Source organism: Micromonospora sp. NPDC023966 (genome assembly GCF_040639095.1).
Classification (GTDB): Bacteria; Actinomycetota; Actinomycetes; order Mycobacteriales; family Micromonosporaceae; genus Micromonospora.
The window spans coordinates 98538-119802 of the sequence record NZ_JBEZZJ010000003.1 but is presented as its reverse complement, the minus strand read 5'-3'; the positions used below and the strand labels follow the sequence as shown (position 1 = coordinate 119802).

Below are 21265 nucleotides of genomic sequence, written 5' to 3'. Positions count from 1 at the left end.
CGACGGCGGTGTCGACGGCTCGCGGGATTCCGGATGGGGATGGTCGGGTGCAGGCATTGGCGGCTTTGGTGCCGTTCCTGTCAGACGACACGCGGGATGAAGTGCTGGCGACGGCGGTGTCGACGGCTCGCGGGATTCCGGATGGGGATGGTCGGGTGCAGGCATTGGCGGCTTTGGTGCCGTTCCTGTCAGACGACACGCGGGGCGAAGTGCTGGCGACGGCGGTCGAGTCCGTCCGCGGCATTCTCGACGAACACCTCCGCGGGCAGGCGCTGGCTGCGCTCGCACCGTATTTGCCCGCGAGCCTGGCGGGTGCGGCGCTCACTGGCGCTCGCTCTATCGTTGATGAATACATCAGGGCGACCGCGCTGGTCGCCCTCGCCGGACATTTGGACGGGGACGGGCTGGCGGAGGCACTTGCCGATATTCATTCGATGCGCAGCGGCTATGCCCGTGGGCGAGGCATCGCGGGCGTCACCCGGCACCTGCGCAGCGATCAGCTGATCGAGTCGCTCGCGGCTGTGCGGGCTATCGCCGAGGAGGAGGCCCGGGCTGAGGCGGTGCATACGATCGCGGAGTACCTTCCCCTGGCGCTGCTGCCTAGGGTACTAGCCATGATTCCGAATTCGGCCGCAGTTGCAACCGGCCTCGTCCTCGCCAGGGCCCAGGAATCGGGGGGCCCCGACTCAATGGGTTTTCTGGTTGCGCTTGCGAGGCAGGCCTGGCAGCACTCGTCCCGGCGTACCTGTGAGGTAGTGGTGGCCACAATGGCGCCGGTGGTGGCCAGCATCGGAGGACAGCTAGCTGTGGAGGAAGGCCTCGCCGCAGTCGAGGAGAGTCGCCGGTGGTGGCCCGGACAACGGCGGGATCCCTGAGCGGGAGGGTGCTATGAACGACGCAAGGGCGGCGGTTTCCCGGGAGCTGGCCGCAGAACTGCGCGAGCTCGGCATGCGTGAGGTCGACATCGACCTGTATGTCCGGCTGGTCGCACTCGGGGCAGTGCGCGTTGAAGAGGTTCCCGTCCGGGTCCGGCGACGCCTCGTCGCCGCCGGACTGGCCGGTGAGCGGGACGGTGGGACAACGCTTTACGCCAGCGATCCGAGAAGCTCGTGGACCTCGAAGGCGGCCCAAGCTGTTTGGACACAGGCCGGGAAGATTGGGCCGATCCACAATCTCGATACGACCGGCGTCTCGCGGGTAGACCACCTTCGTGAACGCTGCGAACGGGTCTCCCAGCTCGCGGATGCCCTCTTCGTGCGGCAGGGCGGGTTGCCGGCACAGCACCGCTCGGCCACCAGTGACCCGAACGTGCTGGCGCTGCTGACGGCGGAGGCAATCCTGACCGCGAAACGCGAGATCGTCGCCGTCAGCCGTACCCCTCGGCTACCCCATGTTGCCCTGATCTGGCAGGCGATCACGGATCGAATGGAGGCCGGGGTCAGCTACCGGCGGTTGACAGATTTTGCCGAACTCCTCGAACACGGGCTCGCGATCGTCCGGCGGGACATATACGACGTTGGGGTGCGGTTGCGCGTGTTGGAGCGGGAACGTTACTCAGGCAGCTGGTTCATCATCGACCGCAAGTATCTCGTGGTACAGGACGACTTGCCGTTGGCTGCGGATTGGAGATCGATCGGCGGCGCCGTCACCACCGAGCACGCTCGGGTTCTGCGGTACGCCAGCAGGTTCGACAAACTGTGGCAGGAGGCGGTGGACGCCCGGACGGTAGTATCACTACTCCAGCGTGAAGCAGACCAGTTGCTGGAGATCTCGCGGTCAGCGGCGCCGAACGTGCTGCCCTGGGTGCGCGACATCATTCGGGCGGGAAAGTTTACCAACCACGCATCCCAGCAGGAGTGGTCCCCCGCCATGGTAAGCGATCTTGTCCAGCGGGCTCAGCAACTCAGGGTCCTGACGACGACCTCGGACGGTCACGTCGTTCCGGCCTACCCGTCTGGCGAGTCGGTCATCGAGGCGGCACGCGCCGGTGCGGACATAGCCGCGGAGGAGCCATGCCCGGTCTGCTGGGAGGAGTCCCGGCACTGCCAGGGCCACCCAGAGGCGGCGCCGAGTGGCAGCGGGACTTCGCGTAGTACCACTAGCTAGCCGGCGCGGAGCGTATCGAGAATCACGTGCGCTACCTCGGCTGAATCCACGGAGTCGATCGTCGTTACCGCCCAGCCGAAATGCAGATCCCGCTCGTACTCCATGAGCATCCAGCTGAGCTGGACTTCGACGATCGACGGACTTTTACCGCGTTCCCTGACGTCCCGGTCGCGTTTGCGTGCAGCAAGCGTCTCGAACGGTGGGGTGAGGAGGAACCGGTGATGACAGCACTCGTAGACTACCGGTGAGCGAAAGATCGTCATACCTTCGACGATTAGGAATGCCGCCGGGCGGACCCTCACGGCCCCGGTCCGTCGGAACGTCGTGAAGTCCAGCTCCGGCACAACCGTCGGCTCCCCGGCGGCCAGGGAGCGGACTGCGTTCTCGAAGTCTGCTTGGTGCAGGTACCGGGGGTCGCAGAAGTTCCCGTCCGCTGGGCAAAAATCGGGATCTATGAAGAAGAGGTCCTGCTGAAGATGGGTCACGTCACCCCCCAACAGGACCCGGACGGCCTTGGCGACGGTGGACTTCCCGGAGCACGAGGAGCCGGATATGCCCACCACCACCGGAGCCTGCGGCGTCGGCACTAGTCCGCGCCGTTCGCGGTCAACAGGGACCCCAGGGCCTGACCGTATCCCTGGCCGTCACCAAACCGGCCACCGGTCAAGATGCGCTCGTAGAGCAGCCGGTCGCCCAGAGATATCCGCTCGAACGCAATGAACGACGGCAGCCGTCCGTGCGGCTGAAACGAGTACCTCAGCGACCCACTGCGGCTGCGGTAGGTCTCGGGCCCGCGCACCGGCAGCGTCGGGCAGGACGGTTGGCGCAATGCGTCGATCAGGAACTCGAAGACTACATCTACCGGAACGCCAGTCCCAGAGGCATCTGCTGGGTCGATCACACCCCCGCGGTAGGTGCAGCCCCAGTAGGGTGCGCCGCCGTGAAAAATGATCTGCATGCCGAGATCGGTGGTGGTGCCCGACCACAAGTCGGAGTAGTCCCAAGCGTCTCGTGAGTAGCGGGTCTCGATGAAGCCTGGGAACGCGGGATGGGTGCTGGGCCCGGCATGTTCCGGCCAGCCGTACGCCCGAGCCTCTAGGAGGAAGTCGCGCAGGCTGTCATTCATAGCGACAGATTTCAATCTGAGCTCCTGGTCGTCGTCGGTGTCATGAGCGGGGATGGCGCGCGCCGTCGACCGCCCCGCGTCCGCCGTGGATAAGTTCGTCGATGTGTTCACGGGTGCTCGCGCCGACCACTGCCGCCGCGAGACCGGCGGACGCGAAGGCATGCGGCAGGGCTGTGGCCGGTGGCAGGCAGCCCGAGGCGAGCGTGTGCATGCCGACCACCGGCAGGTGCAGATTCCGAAGCTTCCGCAACGCCCGCTCCGGATCCGGCACCATGCCATGGCCGAGGGCGTTGACTGGCGCCATCACGGCGTCGCAACAGGCGAGCAGCGGGCCGACGCGCCGCAGGTCTAGGACCCCCAGGAGGTACGACGTCAGAACGAGGATGCTTCCCCAACGCCGACAGATTTTGGCGTAGGCGCGAAGCGCGTCGAGCGCGACCTCGAACCGGTCGAGTGCTAGCAGAGCGTCGAGGTAGTCCCCGCCCACGGACACGGCGTGCGGTCGGTATCGCGTCAACCGGTCTTGTTCGGCAGTCCACCAGGCCGGGTCGAGAGTGAGGCGGTCTGTCGACCGGTAGGGCCGGTATCCTGCGTTGCTTGCGACGAAGGCGCCGGTCAGCGGGTCCTTGCGAAGGAAGGCGGGCGCGACCTGCCCGAGGTGTGCGTGCAGGGTCGACATGCAGCGGCCGAAATGGGCGCGCCGGCCGCTGGAGACGAATCGGACATCCGTGTGATAGAGCACGAAGCCAGTGGCACCCGCGACCGTGGTTGCTAGTCGCAGGCAGCGCAGGTCTCCGCCTGTCAACCCGAGGTCCGCGCGGTCCTGGGCGTACCGCATGTTTTGCCGGACCTGCGCATCAGTCAGGCTGCTGCCGTATTTCCGAAGGAATCCGTGGTCGCCGAGGATCAGTCGCGGCACGTCGACCTGGCCGATACGGACGCTTGGTATCGGAGGGGCGACGGGCGCAGGAGACATGCCGTCGGGGGGTCCGCCGCTCACACCGGGTCCTCGACTGTGCGACGCGGGCGCGCTATGCGGGCCTGCAGTGCGCGGACCCGGCTCATGGAGCGCTCGTAGTTGTCGCTCGACACGTCCGCTCCCCAACGCGGGTTGTGCCGCAGGGCGAGGCGGTAGCCGGCCTCGGCCCGATCCAGGGCTGCCATTGCCTCGTCCAGCCGACCGTTGTCATGGAGGGCATGGGCTTCGAACAGCGCCGCGGCGGCGTCTAGGCCGTCGGAGGAATGCTTGAGGTACGGATGCTCGGACTGGTCTGACAGCGGGATGCCGGCCGCATACCGCCGCGCTGAGGCAGTCGCTGCGGTAGCGGCTAGCTGATGCTCCCCGAACTCGTGCAGCGCGAACGCCACGGATTCCAGCATGATCGCCTCGAGGTAGTTGGCGAACGCAGGGTCTGCGGGGGCAGGACCGAGTCGTGCGCGGGCCGCCCGATAATGGACGGCAGCCGCCAAGAAGTCACCCACGCAGTAGTACTGGTGGTCGCCGAGCGAGTCGTACATACGGGCGTAGGCGTCGGTGCGCAGAACTGGGTCGCCCTCCCCGACGAGCTGTATCGCGGCGAAGCGGTAGAGCTCGCCGCTGTCGAGGTAGGCGGCGCGGTCACCGAACGGGTAGCTCGCGAAGTGCAGGGCTCGCGCGGTCGCCAGGACTTCCTCCGGCGACTGGTCCCGCTCCGTGAGGGAGATCAGCAAGTCGAGGGCGGCTGGCGCGTCGTCGCGGACCGGGAACTCGATGAGGCACCTCCCGTCCAGCCATCCGTTGCCGAACTGTCCGGCGAGGACGCTCTCCGATCCGAGGAAGACCGCCGGCCGCTGCGACAGGTAGAGCATGGATAGTTGCGCGAGGGTGCCGGCGCCGCCCCCGACTACGACCGCTCCACGACAGGATCTGATGAGGGAGTCCCCAAACTGGACCCAGCTGAGGCCGGTGTCGATCACTACGTCGAACCGGGACGGGGTACCCAGCGAACCTCCGCGCGGCAGCAGGGCGACGGTCTTACCGCCTGCGTCCTTGACGGCCTGGGCGGCGGCACCCATCACCCCGTCGTCCCCGCCGACGAGGCAGGTGATGCCTCGCAGCGCCAGTTCCCGGCCGACGGCCGCGGCGTGATCGAGTTCAGTGGCGGTCGCGAGGTCGCCGGCTGATCCGAGAACGGCGATCTGCCTGGCGTTGGTTAGGTTCTCAGCGGGCATGCTGCACCTCGGTCAGGAAGACTTCGACACGGTCGGTTGCAAGGATCTTCCCGGCGTCGGCTCGGAGCCGGACAGGGTCGGGATTGTCCGAGGTAAACGCCGCGATAGCCGCGAACCCATGCTCGCTGTGGCCGTATGCCACTGCGATGGCGTCCGGGTTCGACGCAGCTGCGATATGGACGATTGGTGCTGCGGTGTCAGGTGCGATGAGCGGCGCCGGGAACTCCAACCGAAGCTGCGCTGGCGGCCCAGCGGAGCCCGGCGCCGCAGCGTACGGGTGGTCAGCCTTCTGCTCTGCGCCGGCTACGCTGCTTACGCCCGGTCCGAGCAGCGCGGTGGCGGTTCGCAGGAGGACGCCCGAGGTCACCTCTGGAACTCCGTGGGCGTGCAGGATGAGTCCGACGCCAGCACGGTCGGCGAGCCGGTCGCGCTCCTCGGCTTCCTTTTGCTCCGCCCACTGCCGCGCCGCCTCGGCCGGGCCCGGATCCGGCTCGCCGGCGAAGACGTACGGATGCCGCCGGATCATCTTCTCGGCGGATGCCCGGTCGACGTCCGCGAGATCGAAGGCGCCGACGTCTGCGTACGCCGCCGCCAGCGAGACGACCGTGAACAGCACGTCTCCGAGTTCGCTCCGAATGTCTCGGAGCGATCCCTCGTCGATCGCGGCGGCGAGCTCGCGGACCTCGGCTTCCAGCGCAGCTACAAGATCCCGTGGGCGCTGACGCCGGTTGAACGGGCACGATTCCCGCAGGGCCGCGACCACGGCCTCCGTCGCGAGGGAATCACCGGTGCCGGAAGCCGGCCCGTCGCGCCGCTCAGGCGTCATCGCTGCCCCTTCCCGGGATGGTCGTATCGTGATGGATTACCTGATCGAGCCGCAGGCGGATGCCATATCGGTCGACGATGTCGGCGACGATGCGGTCGAGGCTAGCGCGATGCTCGGCGCCATCCGCTGCGCGGTAAATGTCCCGGACCTCTCGGGGCTGGCTTTCCAGAAACTGGCCGAGACGGGACCGGATATACCCGCGCAGGTTGATATGTTCAACGTATACCGATCCGACCTGGACCTCGCTGAGTTGTTTGAACAGGTCGTCGAGGAGATCCGGCCGGAGCCGAAAATGGGGCAGCAGCGGCCCCACAAAGGCGTACGTCGTCACGCCCGCATCACGCAGCGCCCGGAGCGCCTCAAGTCTGCGGCTTGTGACGGGCGCCCGCACTTCCAGCCATCGGCTGATTGCATCGTCGGTCGTGGTGACCGTCATGCCGACCTCGGCCCTCGAGATACGAGATAGCAAGTCGATGTCCCGCGTGACCATCGGGGCCTTCGTCAGCAGTGATACAGTGCCCGGATAGGCGTTGTCACCGAAGGCCGCGAGAATGCCACGAGTGAGCTGGTACTTGGCCTCCGCAGCCTGATACGGGTCGGTCACAGAACTAAGCAGCACCGAGCTGTCCCGATAGGCCGGATTCAGCCTAGCCAACTCGGCGGTGAGCACTTCGACGGCGTTCGTCTTGACATAAACGTAGTCGCCCCACGCTTCAATGGGCTCGCCCACGAACCGGCCCATGAAGCTGGCGTAGCAGTATCCGCATCCGAACCGGCACCCGGTATAGGGGTTGACGACGAAATCTGCATCAGGCAGCTTTGACCGCACCAGCATCGTCTTCGCCTGGCTCTCCTTGACCTTTATCACGTGCGCCTCCCGCGCATAGAAAGGTGCATTGTCACCGCCGCCAAGACCGCCAGTGTCGCCCCGGCCGCAGTCGCTGCGGCAGCGCTACCAGTCAACGCGACGGCGGCGACGCAAACAAGACACCCAAGGACATGGCCGCTGTCCTCGAACAGTTCGCGGTCCCCGATGGCCGGCACATTCCCTAGCATGTATGCGCTGCCGCCCCCGATCCCGGTGATCACCCACATTGCCAGCACCAATAGGTTGTCGTTGACGGCGGTGATGGCCGCCAGCGCCGCGGCGCAGAGGACGTGCCCGAGCACGAACCACACCGGCCGGAAGAGCCGCCGTCGTCCACGCAGCGACGCTTCCAGCGCGAAATAAAAGACCCACCCCATGATGAAGAGCGGGCCAACCAGCGCTGGTTCCAGCGTCGTCAGGCTCCAGAAGACGTAGCAGTAAGCGAAGTAGTGCGCGTGATGCAGCGCCTCCGTCCACAACAGCAAGTCTGGGAATCCTGTCGCCGGAGCCGCCGCTGCTTCGCCGAGGGCTACCGGGGGTACTGGCCCATGGGGAAGGAACGCGGTGCCGGCCGCGAGCGCGACGACCACGCAGACCACCAGCACGGCGGGTGCCGCGAATAGGGCTGCCGCCACCATGCCTGCGGCCTTCCCCGCATTCTTTTGCCCGACCCGAAGCGTGGAGAGCGGCTTGATCCTGCGACGCCATGACTGGACGAAGACGGAGAATCCGAAGGCTGTGATCGCCAGAGGACTGGCGGCGGGGAATGCGAGAACGATCGACATTGCGGCCAGGAAGGTGCACGTGCCCAACCGGCTGTGACTCCCGAGCCACCGTCCGGTCCTGCCACGTGCGGCGAGATATCCCGCATGGTAGGCGGCCATGACGCTGCCGATCGTCCATAACGGAAACGTCCGTGACAGCATGAAGACACAGAGCCCCACCTCTACCGCGACCGCAAGAGAGGTCAGGAACAGCAGAGCTCGCGTCTCCGGATGCCGGAGCCAGGTATGGGAAACCGCCGCTGACGGTAGGGGCGAGGTGGCCGACAGCGCGCTAGGTCCTGGCCTGACGCGCTGCGGGCGACCGCTTGATAGCGTCATCACGCCGTTCCGTCGGCACGGAATTGGGCCTGTGTTCGGTAGAGCGGATCACTCTTTTCGAAGATCCGATCGACGCTCGACCGGGACCTGCCGTTGAGCCATGAAAAGATCTTGCAGTGGCCGTGATTCTCATCGGCCCGCCGCCGCAGATTCGCCGCCTTGTGACTGAGGAGGATCGTGCTGAGGGGCTGGTCAGCCAGGTTGCCGAGTACCCACGCGTCGTCCATCGGCCTTCCGACCGCATCGACTGCCCACGGCGACCCAAGCAGGATGCCCTGCGGTGTGAGGCCGAAGCTCTGAGTTATGGCGTCGCACGGGTTCTCGCCTGCCGAGAAGCCGTCGAGGTGCTTGAGAGCACACTGCAGTTTCACTTTCGGGCTCCCATTCGCCCGCTCCAGTTGCCGGAGCGTGTCGATCGCGGCACGATAGCCTCCGGGGTTCGGTGTTGCTGCGGACGTCGAGACGCCCCGACCAACCGGGAAGAGCCGCATTACCAGAAGGGTCTCTACACCGGCGTCGTGCAGGTCCTGGTAGATCCGGCGCAGTACCTGCGGCTGACTATTGTGAACCGTTAAGGGACACTCGCCGCGAACGCGGACCCCGGCATCGGCGAACTGCCGCGCCTTGCGCAGGTTTCCCTTCGCGTAGGTCGCCGGACGCAACGAACCCTTTTGGAGGCTGGTGCCGTCGTAGGTGAAGTTCAACTCGCCAACGTAGGGGACGATCTCCGAGACGGCGTAGGTGGCCAGACCGGCACCCGTCGCGGTGAGAGTGATTTGGTCACGCCCCAGCAATTCAGAGGCTTCCCGCAACAGCACATAGTTCTCCTTGACAGAGAGCGGGTCGCCGCCTGATATATCAAGCTTGACTCGGTGGTCGCCGAGATGACGCAGGACCCGTCGCTTACCTTCCAGATCCAACTCCATTCCCTGCTCCTGGCGTACCCGAAGCGCCTGGTCGTACGGACTGCCCGCCTGCGGATCCCTCACGACTCGGGACTCGGTGCGCAGCCCGTCGCTGCGCATCACCAATCGATCTCTCACCACTGATACGTGGACCGCGTCCACGCAGCACATGGCGCAATCCCACGGGCAGACAAGAGTCGTGTTCCAGATAATGTCAATGATTGGATTTTCGGATGGCCTAGGCGCAGCCGCACGGAAAGATTTCATGCTCACCTCGCGGCGGATCGGGCTCCGGGCGTCCGCCGGTTTGCGCCGGACCTATGGGCTCCGCTGTATCGATACTGTCCGGGTAGGTTGCGCCCGGTGCTGGGAGCGTGGCATGTCGCCCCTACGCGGAGATCGTTTTGTCCATGATCTGACTTTGCCTCGGCCTGAGCTCTTTCTTCAACCTCGGGCGTTTCGGTCGGCAGGGACTCCGCCTGGTTCCGTTGACTCCTGATCCGTGAGGGTCTGATCCTCACTGGAAGGATTTCTGCCATGCCGAAAGAGTTCCCGCCGGAGTTCCGTCGTGGCGTGGTCGCGGTCGCCCCGAAAGGGTGAGGCGCTCGCGCAGAGGGCGGAGGCTTCATGATCTCCGAGTCGAGCGTGCACCGCGGGCTCCGGCTCGCCGACGTGGAGGAGGGGGTCCGCCCGGTACCGCCAGCAGCAAGTCCGCGGAGCTGCGGAAGCTGCGCAAGTGCAGCAAGCTCCTAGAGCGGGAGGACGAGATCCTGCGTCGGGCGTCGGCGTTCTTCTCAGCGAGACCGGGACGACGCCCACCTGATCAACGTCGGCCTGGACATCCGCAGCTGGCCCGAAGGCCAGCCCAACGTCTCGTGGTGCGGGTTCCGCACTCGGTCGGCTGACGTATGGCGTCAAAGGCGCATCGACCGCCGCCGGGCGAGCGCCGACCCGGACCGTGACGAACTCGGTCGGTCGTGGCTGGGGCGGCGCGCCAGCGTCAGGACGGTGGCGAGTTCGACGTCGATGTGGTCGAGGCCCCGAAAGTCGCGGCGCAGTCTGCCGATTAGGGCCGCCAGCGCACGGTCACCAAGCACACGATGCGAGGAGAATGTCGATACCAGACGCAGGTACGTCTCCACATCAAAGCGGATCACCTGCGAGAAGTCGTCGGCCTCGACGTCAACAAACCAGCCCGACCCAGCGAGTTCCGTGGTGTACCAGTAGCGGGCCGCCGGCACCCGGTTCGCCTCAGGGTCGCCGAGAAGGTGCGGCGCGTGAGCCATATACGCCGGGTCGACGGCCGCCGCGACCTCCGGATCCGCCAGAAGGTAGCGGTGCCCGAACAGCGCCAGGGCTCCCCCGCGGGCAAGCAGCGACGCCGCGCGAGCGCAGCGCCGCTCTGAGTCGAGCCAGTGCCACGACTGGGCCGCGTAGATTAGCAAAGGTGGCTCCGCGGGCTCCCACTCCTCGAATCTCCGCACGTCTACAATTACGTCGCGCCGGCCGAAGCGCTGTGTGAGTTGGGCGGCCATCGACGCATCGGGCTCGACGCAGCGGACACACAGCCCGGCGGCAACAAACGCCTCAGTCGCCTTGCCCGTGCCTGCACCGATCTCGGCCGCCGCAGCGGGACGGCCCGCGTAGTGCAGGACGCGCTCGACCAGTGCACTGTCGTAGCCAGGGCGGACGTCCTGATACTCGCGGGCGGTCTCGTTAAAGAATGGGCGCCCTCCCGGGGCGGTGCCGCCCTGCCAGATGTTGGAGTTCATGTTCGTTTCCACTGCACACCCCCTCCGTGCGCGACGCCCACGCTGCGCGGAGGAGATAACAGCCGCTGCCAGGCGGGATGAACATCACACCCGGCGGCGACGGCGTTCAGGTAGACGGCACTACCGACTGCGCCCTGCACGTTGGCAGGGGATTCGACACCGGCTGGGAGACTCGAGGAGTACATCGGTCCAGGCTGGCCACCGCGAACGCCGCAGCGCATCGGGCTTGCGGACAATGTTTCTCAGCACGCGGCGGCGCGTGACCGGCGCCTGACCCACGCCGCGCGCCTAGGCAGTGTCTTCAAAGGATCTTGGTGTCGGATGTGGCACGTGGGACGCCGCTACGAGTTGTCTGACGTCGAGTGGGAAGCCCTGTCGAAGTACCTGCCGTCGGCGCTGAACGGTGGTCGGCCTCGGGCCGATGACCGGCGGGTGCTTAACGGGAACGTGTGGAAAATCCGGGCCGGGACGGCGTGGCGAGAGGTGCCGGCCCGGTACGGGTCCTGGCAGTCGATCTACAGCCGTTTCCGCAGGTGGGCCCTCGATGGGACGTTCGCGCGGATGCTCGCCGGGGTCCAAGCCGACGCAGACGCGGCCGGGAACATCGACTGGGTGGTGTCCGTGGACTCGACCATCGTGCGGGCCCACCAGCACGCCGCCGGCGCTAAGGGGGGCTGTGAAACGGACGAACCACAAGATCACGCCCCCGGTCGAAGTCGAGGTGGACTGACCACCAAGGTTCACCTCGCCTGCGACGGCCTTGGCTAGACCCTGGCGTTTGTGCTTTCCGGCGGCAACGTCAATGACTGCACCCGATTTGCGCACGTCATGGCCGCCCTCCACGTCGAGCGCTCAGGGCCCGGACGGCCCCGCGTCCGGCCGGACCACGTCATCGCGGAGAAGGGCTATAATTCCGAAACCATCCGGGCCGACCTGCGCCGACGCGGCATCAGGCACAACCTCCCCGAACGCGCCGACCAGCAGGCCACCCGCCGGCGGGGAGGCAGCCGCGGCGGCCGGCCGCCGACGTTCGACCAGCAGCTCTACAAACAGCGCAACGTCGTCGAACGCTGCTTCAACCAGCTCAAGCAGTGCCGCAGCGTCGCCACCCGCTACGACAAGACCGCCACGTCGTACCGGCCCACCGTCCCCATCGCCGCGCTACTCCAATGGCTGTAAACCTTTGAAGACACTGCCTAGCCCTCTCCGATGCAGCCAGCCACTGCGGCTCATCGGCGGGCGCGACCTTGGCAGACGGCCAGGATAGTGAGGAGTTCCTCCTTCCGACGGCATCCGCTTTCCCCGTCACGATCTCCCCGATCGTCCACTTGGCCAATGCCTCCAGCCGCCGCCCGCCCGGTCTCGGTGGCAGGTTCTTTGCCGCCGCCATCCTCTCGTACGAGAGCCCGCGCCGCCGGCGCAAGGCCTCCAGGCAGGCGGATAGCTCCTCCGCGGTGTTCACCAAGATGGATCACCCCCGGGCCCCTGCGCCGCTGCGCCCACCCGCCGTCCACCTGAGCCTCGCCACCCTCCGGCGGACAGCGTAGATGCACGTGTCCGCTGTCTCATCACCCCAGGTCACGGCCGAACGTGCCAATCTCACCCTGTCCGGGTTCCTCCGACGCCGTGGCCGGAGGGCCCAGCCGAACGCTGCACTGGAATCGTTAGACAGGGTCCGGCCGGCCCCACAACTACACCGGGCCATTCCCCCATGCAGCAATGGCTGGACATCATCCAGAGCAGCGGTCACCTACTCAGCTTCACCGCCGCGTTCATGAATCTCACCACGGCGATCCTCAACCAGCGCAACCCGAGGAGCGGGCACCGGCACGACCAGTAGCTCATTCGCTGGTAGGGGCATTCGGGGGTTGAACGCCCCTACCAGCACGCCAGCACCGGGCATTCCTTCGAGACGAGCCGCCTCGCGACGTTCACCCGGGCTGAGTTCGGCCGCTCACCGGAGGTGCCGTCGTTCCCGACGGCACCTCACCAGTCGCGGTGCTCCAGGGTGCGGCGCTCGTGGTCGATGTCCAAGCGGATGGCGGTCTCCGCCGTCTCGGCCAACTCGTCGTAGAACGCCCGCTCCGGCGAGCCCTTCGCCAGCGTTGCCGCGACGGCCCGGCTTCGGTCGCGCTGCTCGACGTCCTGAGGGAACGGTTCACCGGCGGCGCCTCCCCATCCGCCGCGGAGCACCGAGCGGTGAAGGCCGCGCGGGAGGTCCCGGCGGCACTGGTCGCCATGCTCTTCCGCGACGCGAAGTACCCGGACGACGAAGTCGGGGTACTCCCAGACGAACGTGCGGTGCGCGCGCGCCAGAACCACGCCGACCGCCCTGATGTGGTGCACCGCGTCGGTTGCCAGGGCCCGGTCCAGCGTTTCCCGGACGATGTCGTCGAACGTGACCGCCACGGCCGCGAAGAGTGCAGCACAGTCATCGTTGCGGGCGCGGTCGATATTCTCGGCGACCCACTCTATGGCGTCCCACAGGAACTCGCCGAAGCGCGTCGTACCGCGGAACCGGAGCCTCTCCTGCCAGTGGTCGGGGAAGGCGCGGTACCCGCCGGCTCGTGGTTCCGCGCTCGGTGTCGCCCGGCGCTTCAGCAGCTGCATGACCGCCTCCGGGTGCACCGCCGAGAGGCCGGCCAGGAATTCCTGGATCTCGTGCTTCTCGATGGTGGCGAGCCCGGCTATGCCGGCGAGTAGCCGTTCGCGGGCCGCGTCGTCGACATCGTCGTACGACAGATAGCCGTGCCCGCCGAAGGCGGACAGGACCTCCTCGGCCACTGCGGGAGAGTGCTCGAAGGAGACCGATAGGACCAGTTCCGCGGCTGTGGCCCGGTCGTACTCGCCGATCCACCGCACCGCCTGCAGCGTCAGGCACCGGGTCGTCTCGTCCTCATGAAGCAGCAGTTGGCGGAGTGTCTCTCGCTCCCGGGCGTCCACCGGCCCCTGGTCGCCGCGGTAGCGGCTTAGGCCGTTCGCCGTCAGCCGCGTCAGGGTGAGGTGATCGCGCTGCAGCAACATGCTCACCGCTTCCCATCTGGCGTCGGCGTTGCTCTGCAGGAGTTCCTGCAAGACGACCGGAAGCAGCCTTGCCACCGGGCTTTCGGGCTCGCGAATCACCGACGCCACGAGAGCCTGCGCGAGGGAGGGCCGGTTCCGCATCAGGGCGTGAGCGAACGGCTCCGGGTTCGCCTGCCGACCGGTCAGCGCGGCATCCTGCTCCGCCTGCAGGCCAGCGGCGAGTTCCTCGAGCAGAGAGCTCTCCGACCATGTCGCGAGGGCCCGGCGAGCGAGAGATTCCAGATGCTCAGCCTGCATCCGCTGCGCCTCGTGGAAGTCGTCCACGTCATCGAACAGGTCAGCCCAACCATCATGAAGAGCCACTGCGATCTCGTACTCGATCGAGTCCGGGAGCGCCTCCAAGACTGCCTTCGCCGCCGCCCTCGTCGCCCCGGGCGCATGGCGGGCGTGCCACCACAGGCTCCGCCGAACGGCGAGGGCGACAACGGGTTCGATCGGCTGGGTGGTGACCAGGTCGCGGAGCCGGCCGAGCGTTTCCAGGAAGTCAGGTGTCCACTCGTCCTGCTGCTCCACGGGAACGGTGTGTCCGTAGAACCCGTGGGGGTACTGCAGGGCCTTTTCCAGAGTTTCCGCAGCGCGGACGGCTTCCCAGGGATCCGCGGACGTCAACTCCGCTAAAACGAGTTCGACGACCTCCCGTCGTAGCGGTGACACCACCGCGTGGTTCAGCTGGAACTGTTTCAGGGTTAGCGTGATCCCGTCGGACTCTTCCTCGGTGGCCTCCGTCGCCAGCAATGGCTGAAGAACGTCCAGTGGCGAAACGGAGGGTCTGCCGCCCCGGCTCGCCGCGATCCACCGCTTTGCCGCCTCAACCATCCGGGCGTTGAACGTCGACGGCTTCCATCGCTTGAACTCGGCCAAGTCCTTGAGGATCTGGACGGGATGATCCGGCTCTCGCCGGTCCGTTCGCTCATCCTGCCCGGCCAGTTCCCAGAGCAGATCGACCGAAGGGGAGAAGGTCCCCAGATCCAGCGCCGCCTTCTCAAGTACGGGCGGCAGCGCGGCCCTAATCTTGTCCCTCAACTGAAGATCGCCATCAGGCGCCCTGCAACTTTTGTATGCGAGCTGGCAGATCTTCAACAACGCAGCCGACTGGTAGAAGGCCACCCTTCGCAGTCGCCGGAGCAGGGCCAGCCGCTCCTCGAGATCCGCCCCGTCGAACCGCCCGACCAGGGCGTTCCAGAGCGCCTCCACCAGCGAGGGCCGCGGCTCCGGTGCCGTATGACGGACGTTCCAGTCCACCCGGCTGGCGTTGAGCACCAGATGTAGGAGCGCGTCGCCGTCGACCGCCCGGAGGATGCGCTCGAGGTATCCGGTGCCAGCTCCCGAGTGAATGTCGACGATGGCGTCGGCCAGAAGGGTGTCGCCAAGCAGGTCCGGCACGATCCGCACCGCGTTCTCTCGGCGCAGCAGGACTCCGGCGTTCTCCAACTCGCGCAGCTGGGGCAGGATCTGATCGAACGCTTTGCCGGTCAGCGCCTCGGCCGCCGCCCGGAACTCCGGCTCGTTCAGCCGGAAGGGCTGCAGGGCCGCGATCGCATGCAGCACTTCGCGCCGGAGGACGGGATCGGCGACCGTGGCATCCGCGGTGAGCGCCTTCGCGAAGTTCGCCATGACCTCGTCCCGCAGCAGGTCGTCGTTCGTCACCCTGTCGGCGTCGAGCTTGCCCTGCCGGACGAGTCCCCCGCCCACCACGATGATCAGCGGGCAGTCATGGCCGATCGCGGCGAGCCTGCGCGCCATGTCCTCGTCGTGCGCCGCTCCTAGCACCGCGCCAGCCAGCTCGGTCGCCTCCGCGAGAGACAAATCTCCCAGCCGCCAGTGCGGCACGTCGGTCCGGTGAAGTCCGGCGGTGCGCAGATCCTTCAGGAGGTGATCCACGCCGTATGGTCGCGTCGCCAGCAGGATCCTCGCCGTCGGCCGTGCCCGGCGGATGCCGACGACTGTGGTGGCGACGGCCGACGACTCGTGGGCGTCGTCCACGATTACCAGGAGGCGGTCCGCAGGGGGCAGCACCTCGATGTCCTCCGGCTGCACCGAGACCGACCGATCGAGAAAGCGCACCACGTATCCGTGCTCCGTTGCCGCGGCAGCGGCGAAGGCACGCAGGAGACGCGATTTTCCGATCCCACCTCGGCCATCGAGTAGGGCGACGCCCTGCCCATCCCCGGTGAGCCAGTCCATCAGGCCGCGCAGCTCCGGCCCGCGGCCAACCAACGTCCAGTCGTGCGAGTACAGGCCGGCGCCGCTCTCGAGGACGAAGAATCGGTCCGTCTCCAGCCAAACACCGGGACGACCGCTGCCCGGCATGATCACCGTGGTCGTGATGGGTGCGTTGTTGTCGCCGCCGACCGCGACCGCTCCGGCCCCGGATGCCTCAACGCGGACCACCTCCGGCGTGCCGGAAGCGGCCTTTCCGCGTCGCCAGAAGGTCATGGCCGAGGCCGGACGTCCGCACCGGTCACGCGGGTGCTGATCGGCGCGGTGCTGTCACCGCCGACCGCAACTGAACCCGTCCCGCCCGCGTGGACGTCGGTACTTCCGCCGGGCGGCGGGGACATCGGCACTGCCACGCCAGACACGTCGGTGCGGATCTCGGCGCTGCTGCTTCCCCCGACGCCCACTGCGCCGATCCCCCGCGCGGTCACGGCCCGGGCGGCACTGTTGCCCGCCCGGGTCTGCCGCCACGTAAACCAGCTGAGGAGCAATCCGCCAGCGCTCAGGGCCGTAGAGACGCACACGCCGACGATCGAAACCCACTTCTCCGCCCGGTCGAGTCCCTCGCCGAACAGCAACCATGCTGCTCCGACCGCCCCGACCACGACCAGGACCGCCGCGGTGCCCATCTTGAAACCGAGCCTCATGCCCCCATGATGCCAGCGGCGCACTCATCTACCGCGATCCACGCGTCACCGACTGCTACGAAACGGCGTAACTCTGATGGACGGCCTCGATGACCGCGACGAGGCGTAGCCCAGGCGACGCCATTGCCTGCCCGTCTCGCGCGACCGCAACCGGGAGGTCGTAGGTCGGCTCCTGGCTGCTGGTGCCTCGCGCTTCGCGCCGTTTCGATCGCCCGGTCAGGCCGGAATCTCCACCGCGCGGGGCCAACGCATTGGCGATGGCGCCCGGACGTCGGCAGGGAGGTGTGGCACGAGGGTGGGCTGGATCTGGCGCAGTTCCGTGTGAACCCTGTTCCAGGTCCCTCGCGCCAGCCGTTCTACGGGGCAGCGGCAGCTGTTGTGGTTCTCGTTCGGGCTGACGCGGGCGCGTACGCAGGCGAAGGCGTCGTTGCCGACGTCCGCGCGTAGCAGGTGCCAGCGTCCGGGTCGCTGCTTCGACGGGGTCGCGGCGAAAACCTGGGGAGTTTGGGGTAGGTATAGGTGGTTGCCGTGATGGCGCACGAGGTAGAGCCCGTCGATCGGGTCGATCTCGTCGCTAGCGGGATGGTGGGTGGCCAACCAGGCAACTGCGTCGGCGGCAGCGCCTGGCCCCCACAGGTATTGGGTCGGGACACGGGTCGTGACGTATCGGGAGTCGAAACGCTCGGCCTCGTAGCCGTCAAGCACCCCGCGGTACAGGATCCATCGAGTGGTGGGATCCTCATCGGGGGTGAGGTTCTCCGCCCGCGTGAACTCCTGGACGCCGGTGGTCGGATTCCAGCCGACCGCGAGCGTCTCGCATCGGACTGGCGCCGGGTAGCACCTGCCGCCGACAGTAGCGACGCCCCAGAGCTGATTGATGAACTCGGCGAGGGCACGCAGCTCGAGCGTCGCGTCGACTGGGGTGTGGATGTGGTGCGGTCGCGCGTGGGCGAGGTAGTTGCGCATCTTGACGATCGCATTCTCGCCCTGTCGGGCCCGTTGTCCCCGCAGAAGCCGGTGCTGGCGCGCCCATGCCAACAGGTCGGTGAGCATGCCTCCAAAGGGCCTTGGCTCACCGCTACCGTCGGGCAGACGGAGCTTGCGTTGGCGCAGATGCTTGGCGATGTCGTCGTAACTGTCGCTGGTCACCGGCTGCAGTCGGCCCTCTCCGTCGGTGAACGGGATCGCCTGACCGCGATAAAACTCGATGAATCGGGCGCGCAGAGCGGGCTCGTAGAGGCCGACGGCGGCGTCGGCAACGACGGTGAACTGCTCGTAGTCGACCACCCCCAAGCTGTGCTGGTAACGCAGTCGCTCGAAGCTCTTCCGCAGATCGACGGGAACCGCATCGGTCAGCACCGCGCCAGCGATCTGTGAGCGCTGAAAGGCAAGAGCATCATCCTGATGTAAAAGCCCACCAAGGCTCAGTCCCATCGAGGTGAAGCGCAGCGTACGCTCATCCGGCTTCGTCAACTCAGCGAACACGTCCACCCTCCACCTTCCCGTCACGCCAACAGGACAGCATCCACTCGTACGGGCACGGCCGCATCCCATATTCGAACCAGACGCGAGCGCCTCCACGGCGCCTGCTTGCTGTCGACTGAGGCCCCGCAAACCGCCGCAAACGACACAGGCCGGTCTTCCGCAGGTAACCCAGGCCCGGACGGCCCGGCGCCACAGCATCGCCATGCGTGGCGGGACTCCCCTGCCGTCGCCGTTCGTTCAGTCCGCAAGGGCGCACTGACTGCGTCCGCCGCACGGGATGCGGCTGCCCACCATGCCGCGACCCTGGTCTGCCCAATCCTCAGCCCCGCGCGACAGGTGACCGCCGCAGTTGAGGCGGACGGGCATCATGACGATGGTGATCCATGCCGCACGCGGCTATCGCATGGCGAGTCCCGCCCGACATAGCGTGGTGCATGCGGAGTTGCCGATCGTCGATCCAGCGCAGCCATCAGCAGGTCCGCCGGGGATATGCCCATCTGCGTTAACAGCCGCCGGGTCCCGAGTTCACTGGCTGAGCGAACTTGCGGGAAACTGGGGCAGTGCGGGAAGACGTCGTGGGATCCGATCCGTGCCGATGACGACAGCGGACGCTTCCACCACCGATCCCGACGCCGCTACGGCCAGGCCGCCGCACGTCCGCCGCATGATCGTGCTCATGCTCACCAACCTGGCCCTGAGCGCCCTGCTCGCCGGCTTGATGCTGGCCTTCCAGGAGCAACTGCTGGACTACCAGCTCGCCCACCTCGACCTGCCCGACGGCACCGACTTGACCGCCGCCCGGAACACGATGCGCTCCTCGGCCTGGTCCCGCGTGCTGCCCGTGGCGCTGGTCGCGCTCGCCTACCTGCGGGTGGTTCACGGGTTGCAGGTGGGCCAGCGCAAGGCGTACCGGCAGGTCGTCCTCGTCTCGGTGGTCGTGCTGCTCGGCTCCGGCCTGACCCTGTTCCAGCCGTTCCCCTGGTGATTGCGGGCGGTCAACGTCGCCAAGATGCTCGTGGCGGTCGCGCTGCTCTTTCTCGCCGGCCGTCCCCAGGTCCGCGGCTGGTTCGCCGCGACCAACCGACACGACCTGGCCGACCACTTCTCGTCCTCACCTCCCCGCCGCCCGGGCCTGGCCGGCGCGGCGCCCGACTGGCCGGTTGGGAACATCCTGCGGATGTGGTGGTGGCAGCCTCCCAGGGACACTGACGACGATGACGACTGACGACCTCAGCCCCGGCTCAGGCACAGCCACCGCTCGTTCGCGATATGAGCCGGCGATCGGCGGCGCCACACTGGCCGTCCTGCTAAGCGGCTTTCTTCCCTCGTTCCAGTCGGGCTGGGCCGCTTCCACGAACGGGGTGAACAGCTACGAGACCAACAGCGCGTCGGCATGGGCCGCGTCGACCGCCTGAAGCGCCGGCATCATGCTCAGCGCGACCTCCGCCGTCGCCGCGATCCTGCTGGCCCGCATCGATCGTCAGCCGCCAAGGTGGGTGTCCCTACGATGGGCGCCTCCCACTCTCTCCCTCCTTGGCATCGTGCTCGTGCTCTGGACCTGGATCGAAATTCCCCGCGCCGACACTGTCCGCGCAGGCGGATGGGCCACCGGTTCAGGCGCCCACATTGGCGACATCGCCCATGATCGGCTACAGATCCTGCACCTCGACGGCCTGCGTTAAGACGTCGGTTGGGGTCTGCACATCGGCATTCTCGCCATGTCCTCGCTGTGCGCCTTGATCGTTGCCGCGACGGGCAGCGGGATGGGTACGAGGGCATCGACGAGTTGCTCGTCGGGCCGGCGGGGGCGCGGCCGGACGCAGCTCACCTATGCCCCGCCATAACGAACCGGGAGGGGTCAGCGCAGGTGGGATGGGACCCCGACGCCGGGATCCACACATGACACGTCTTGGTTCGCGGCCCGCATACGAGGCCATCTCGCGTGGATGTCCACGAATACTGGTGTCCGAGCGGGGATTCGTACACGAATTTGCGGCGCCCATGCTCAGCATGGGTGCTCATGCCGTGATGTTAGCAGTCTGTCGTCGGAGAGAGACCGTCCCAAAGACCAAGGCTGGGCCTCGGTGTCACGTTGCGGTGGCCGCCAAGTCATTGAGGGCCGCGTTGATGACGGGCCAACACATGCTGACGGTATCGCGGTCCGGGGCATGGCCGATTTTGACCTGGGCGTTGGGGTGCACGAGGTTGCGGTATTCGCGGAGTTTTCCAGCGAAGCCGCGGACGTCGGCTTGTATCCATTTTTCCATATGGGCGGTCTCGATCAGATCGTGCAGGGTCCATCTATCGAGAGGTTTGTCAGAGTTGGGCAGGCGGGCCTTGACGGCGTCGAGAAGAACGCCTTCCAGAAGGCTGCCGAGCATGACGATCGCACTGGCGTAGGCACCGTTGCGGTCGCAGATGCGTGCCTCGTTGAGTCGGCTTTCAAGGACCACGGCGAGGTCGGTGTCGCGGACGATGTCTGCCATGGCCACGTGGAGCATGACGTCTGGTGACTGTTGCTTTTGGTCCTCTGGCTGCTTGTAGGGGCGGATGACGGGTCGCCCCTGGCTGTGTGCGATCTCGAATCCTTCGATAACGAGGACGCTGTTGAGCAGCTTGGTTACCTCGGCGGCGGCGAGAGGCTCGTTGCGATGAACGTACTCACGTTGGTCGGCAAGGCGGCAGACGACCGCATCGATGGCCCCGGGCGTGTTTCGACGTTGACGGAGTTGGTTGGTGAGCCAGCTTCGGCGCTGGTCGCCGTTGTATGGCGCGACGTTGTCCCAGCCGGCTTGTTGGAGAAGCTTGGGCAGCTCGGCCCCACGCCGGTACACGGGATAGTCGTCGCCGCCGCAGGCGATTCGGGCGATCTCATCGAGGATGTTGTCGTCGATGCCTTCGAGCACGCGGGTCTC

20 protein-coding genes and 1 pseudogene are annotated in these 21265 nt (G+C 66.9%); 8 read left to right on the top strand and 13 right to left on the bottom strand.

The annotated features are described in order from the left end of the window. Together AB0F68_RS06955 and AB0F68_RS06950 are read left to right on the top strand one after the other, a co-directional pair. The coding region (locus tag AB0F68_RS06955; RefSeq protein ID WP_357333429.1) for a hypothetical protein at nucleotides 1–875 on the top strand (875 nt) is incomplete at its 5' end. 13 nt (nucleotides 876–888) lie between these two features. Beyond that, nucleotides 889–2106, top strand: a complete 1218-nt coding sequence (locus tag AB0F68_RS06950) for a hypothetical protein (protein WP_357333428.1) — start codon at nucleotides 889–891, stop codon at nucleotides 2104–2106. On the opposite strand, the gene AB0F68_RS06945 is transcribed toward AB0F68_RS06950, so the two are convergent. The 9 genes from AB0F68_RS06945 to AB0F68_RS06905 all read right to left on the bottom strand — a co-directional run bounded on the left by AB0F68_RS06945 (nucleotide 2103) and on the right by AB0F68_RS06905 (nucleotide 10917). Continuing rightward, nucleotides 2103–2669 (bottom strand): hypothetical protein, encoded by a 567-nt coding sequence (locus AB0F68_RS06945; RefSeq protein ID WP_357333427.1) that lies wholly within the window; start codon nucleotides 2667–2669, stop codon nucleotides 2103–2105. The two genes, AB0F68_RS06950 and AB0F68_RS06945, sit on opposite strands and share 4 nt — an antisense overlap. Before the next feature lie 23 nt (nucleotides 2670–2692). Beyond that, entirely contained in the window at nucleotides 2693–3232 is a 540-nt protein-coding gene (locus tag AB0F68_RS06940; protein ID WP_357333426.1) for a DUF5680 domain-containing protein, read from the bottom strand. A 40-nt stretch (nucleotides 3233–3272) separates the two neighbouring features. Continuing rightward, entirely contained in the window at nucleotides 3273–4232 is a 960-nt protein-coding gene (locus AB0F68_RS06935; RefSeq protein WP_357333425.1) for a hypothetical protein, read from the bottom strand. After that, nucleotides 4229–5443, bottom strand: a complete 1215-nt coding sequence (locus AB0F68_RS06930; RefSeq protein WP_357333424.1) for a hypothetical protein — start codon at nucleotides 5441–5443, stop codon at nucleotides 4229–4231. The genes AB0F68_RS06935 and AB0F68_RS06930 overlap by 4 nt, the downstream gene beginning before the upstream one ends. Continuing rightward, nucleotides 5433–6269 (bottom strand): MazG nucleotide pyrophosphohydrolase domain-containing protein, encoded by an 837-nt coding sequence (locus AB0F68_RS06925; protein WP_357333423.1) that lies wholly within the window; start codon nucleotides 6267–6269, stop codon nucleotides 5433–5435. Before AB0F68_RS06925 ends, AB0F68_RS06930 begins: the two co-directional genes overlap by 11 nt. Beyond that, on the bottom strand, nucleotides 6259–7137 hold the full coding sequence (locus tag AB0F68_RS06920; protein ID WP_357333422.1) for a radical SAM protein: 879 nt from the start codon (nucleotides 7135–7137) through the stop codon (nucleotides 6259–6261). The genes AB0F68_RS06925 and AB0F68_RS06920 overlap by 11 nt, the downstream gene beginning before the upstream one ends. Beyond that, a complete protein-coding gene (locus AB0F68_RS06915) occupies nucleotides 7134–7922 on the bottom strand; it encodes a hypothetical protein (protein ID WP_357333421.1) in 789 nt (262 codons plus the stop codon). Before AB0F68_RS06915 ends, AB0F68_RS06920 begins: the two co-directional genes overlap by 4 nt. Nucleotides 7923–8239: 317 nt before the next feature. After that, complete coding sequence (locus tag AB0F68_RS06910; RefSeq protein WP_357333420.1) at nucleotides 8240–9166, bottom strand: hypothetical protein; 927 nt, start codon at nucleotides 9164–9166, stop codon at nucleotides 8240–8242. Between the two features lie 893 nt (nucleotides 9167–10059). After that, a complete protein-coding gene (locus tag AB0F68_RS06905; protein WP_357333419.1) occupies nucleotides 10060–10917 on the bottom strand; it encodes a hypothetical protein in 858 nt (285 codons plus the stop codon). A 321-nt stretch (nucleotides 10918–11238) separates the two neighbouring features. Here AB0F68_RS06905 and AB0F68_RS06900 point away from each other — a divergent pair. Together AB0F68_RS06900 and AB0F68_RS06895 are read left to right on the top strand one after the other, a co-directional pair. Beyond that, nucleotides 11239–12096: pseudogene (locus AB0F68_RS06900) on the top strand (IS5 family transposase). Nucleotides 12097–12628: 532 nt separating this feature from the next. Next, the gene (locus AB0F68_RS06895; RefSeq protein WP_357333418.1) at nucleotides 12629–12757 is read left to right on the top strand and encodes a hypothetical protein; all 129 of its coding nucleotides are present in this window, start codon (nucleotides 12629–12631) and stop codon (nucleotides 12755–12757) included. Between the two features lie 146 nt (nucleotides 12758–12903). Here the strand turns inward: AB0F68_RS06895 and AB0F68_RS06890 are convergent, their stop codons facing one another. The 3 genes from AB0F68_RS06890 to AB0F68_RS06880 form a co-directional block, all read right to left on the bottom strand. Next, on the bottom strand, nucleotides 12904–16437 hold the full coding sequence (locus AB0F68_RS06890) for a hypothetical protein (protein WP_357333417.1): 3534 nt from the start codon (nucleotides 16435–16437) through the stop codon (nucleotides 12904–12906). Continuing rightward, nucleotides 16434–16865 (bottom strand): hypothetical protein, encoded by a 432-nt coding sequence (locus tag AB0F68_RS06885; protein WP_357333416.1) that lies wholly within the window; start codon nucleotides 16863–16865, stop codon nucleotides 16434–16436. The genes AB0F68_RS06890 and AB0F68_RS06885 overlap by 4 nt, the downstream gene beginning before the upstream one ends. 216 nt (nucleotides 16866–17081) lie before the next feature. Next, complete coding sequence (locus AB0F68_RS06880; protein WP_357333415.1) at nucleotides 17082–18356, bottom strand: hypothetical protein; 1275 nt, start codon at nucleotides 18354–18356, stop codon at nucleotides 17082–17084. A 589-nt stretch (nucleotides 18357–18945) separates the two neighbouring features. Between AB0F68_RS06880 and AB0F68_RS06875 the strand changes: the two genes are divergently transcribed. Genes AB0F68_RS06875 through AB0F68_RS06860 form a run of 4 tightly spaced genes read left to right on the top strand, consistent with a single transcriptional unit; the run spans nucleotide 18946 to nucleotide 20032 of the window. Beyond that, on the top strand, nucleotides 18946–19335 hold the full coding sequence (locus AB0F68_RS06875) for a hypothetical protein (protein ID WP_357333414.1): 390 nt from the start codon (nucleotides 18946–18948) through the stop codon (nucleotides 19333–19335). Between the two features lie 24 nt (nucleotides 19336–19359). After that, the gene (locus AB0F68_RS06870; protein WP_357333413.1) at nucleotides 19360–19575 is read left to right on the top strand and encodes a hypothetical protein; all 216 of its coding nucleotides are present in this window, start codon (nucleotides 19360–19362) and stop codon (nucleotides 19573–19575) included. Then, a complete protein-coding gene (locus AB0F68_RS06865) occupies nucleotides 19565–19765 on the top strand; it encodes a hypothetical protein (protein ID WP_357333412.1) in 201 nt (66 codons plus the stop codon). The genes AB0F68_RS06870 and AB0F68_RS06865 overlap by 11 nt, the downstream gene beginning before the upstream one ends. A gap of 12 nt (nucleotides 19766–19777) precedes the next feature. Then, nucleotides 19778–20032 (top strand): hypothetical protein, encoded by a 255-nt coding sequence (locus AB0F68_RS06860; protein WP_357333411.1) that lies wholly within the window; start codon nucleotides 19778–19780, stop codon nucleotides 20030–20032. Nucleotides 20033–20437: 405 nt separating this feature from the next. Here AB0F68_RS06860 and AB0F68_RS06855 read toward each other — a convergent pair whose 3' ends face one another. Next, on the bottom strand, nucleotides 20438–21256 hold the full coding sequence (locus tag AB0F68_RS06855) for a hypothetical protein (protein ID WP_357333410.1): 819 nt from the start codon (nucleotides 21254–21256) through the stop codon (nucleotides 20438–20440). Nucleotides 21257–21265 lie beyond the last annotated feature (9 nt).

What these genes read in the sequence shown, in the direction of transcription:
- AB0F68_RS06930 (WP_357333424.1), bottom strand. Translation starts at nt 5,443, where the DNA reads ATGCCCGCTGAGAACCTAACCAACGCCAGGCAGATCGCCGTTCTCGGA.
- AB0F68_RS06905 (WP_357333419.1), bottom strand. Translation starts at nt 10,917, where the DNA reads ATGAACTCCAACATCTGGCAGGGCGGCACCGCCCCGGGAGGGCGCCCA.
- AB0F68_RS06865 (WP_357333412.1), top strand. Translation starts at nt 19,565, where the DNA reads ATGACGACTGACGACCTCAGCCCCGGCTCAGGCACAGCCACCGCTCGT.
- AB0F68_RS06890 (WP_357333417.1), bottom strand. Translation starts at nt 16,437, where the DNA reads ATGACCTTCTGGCGACGCGGAAAGGCCGCTTCCGGCACGCCGGAGGTG.
- AB0F68_RS06910 (WP_357333420.1), bottom strand. Translation starts at nt 9,166, where the DNA reads ATGGAGTTGGATCTGGAAGGTAAGCGACGGGTCCTGCGTCATCTCGGC.
- AB0F68_RS06885 (WP_357333416.1), bottom strand. Translation starts at nt 16,865, where the DNA reads ATGAGGCTCGGTTTCAAGATGGGCACCGCGGCGGTCCTGGTCGTGGTC.
- AB0F68_RS06875 (WP_357333414.1), top strand. Translation starts at nt 18,946, where the DNA reads ATGACGACAGCGGACGCTTCCACCACCGATCCCGACGCCGCTACGGCC.
- AB0F68_RS06870 (WP_357333413.1), top strand. Translation starts at nt 19,360, where the DNA reads ATGCTCGTGGCGGTCGCGCTGCTCTTTCTCGCCGGCCGTCCCCAGGTC.
- AB0F68_RS06940 (WP_357333426.1), bottom strand. Translation starts at nt 3,232, where the DNA reads ATGAATGACAGCCTGCGCGACTTCCTCCTAGAGGCTCGGGCGTACGGC.
- AB0F68_RS06950 (WP_357333428.1), top strand. Translation starts at nt 889, where the DNA reads ATGAACGACGCAAGGGCGGCGGTTTCCCGGGAGCTGGCCGCAGAACTG.
- AB0F68_RS06860 (WP_357333411.1), top strand. Translation starts at nt 19,778, where the DNA reads ATGCTCAGCGCGACCTCCGCCGTCGCCGCGATCCTGCTGGCCCGCATC.
- AB0F68_RS06895 (WP_357333418.1), top strand. Translation starts at nt 12,629, where the DNA reads ATGCAGCAATGGCTGGACATCATCCAGAGCAGCGGTCACCTACTCAGC.
- AB0F68_RS06915 (WP_357333421.1), bottom strand. Translation starts at nt 7,922, where the DNA reads ATGTCGATCGTTCTCGCATTCCCCGCCGCCAGTCCTCTGGCGATCACA.
- AB0F68_RS06925 (WP_357333423.1), bottom strand. Translation starts at nt 6,269, where the DNA reads ATGACGCCTGAGCGGCGCGACGGGCCGGCTTCCGGCACCGGTGATTCC.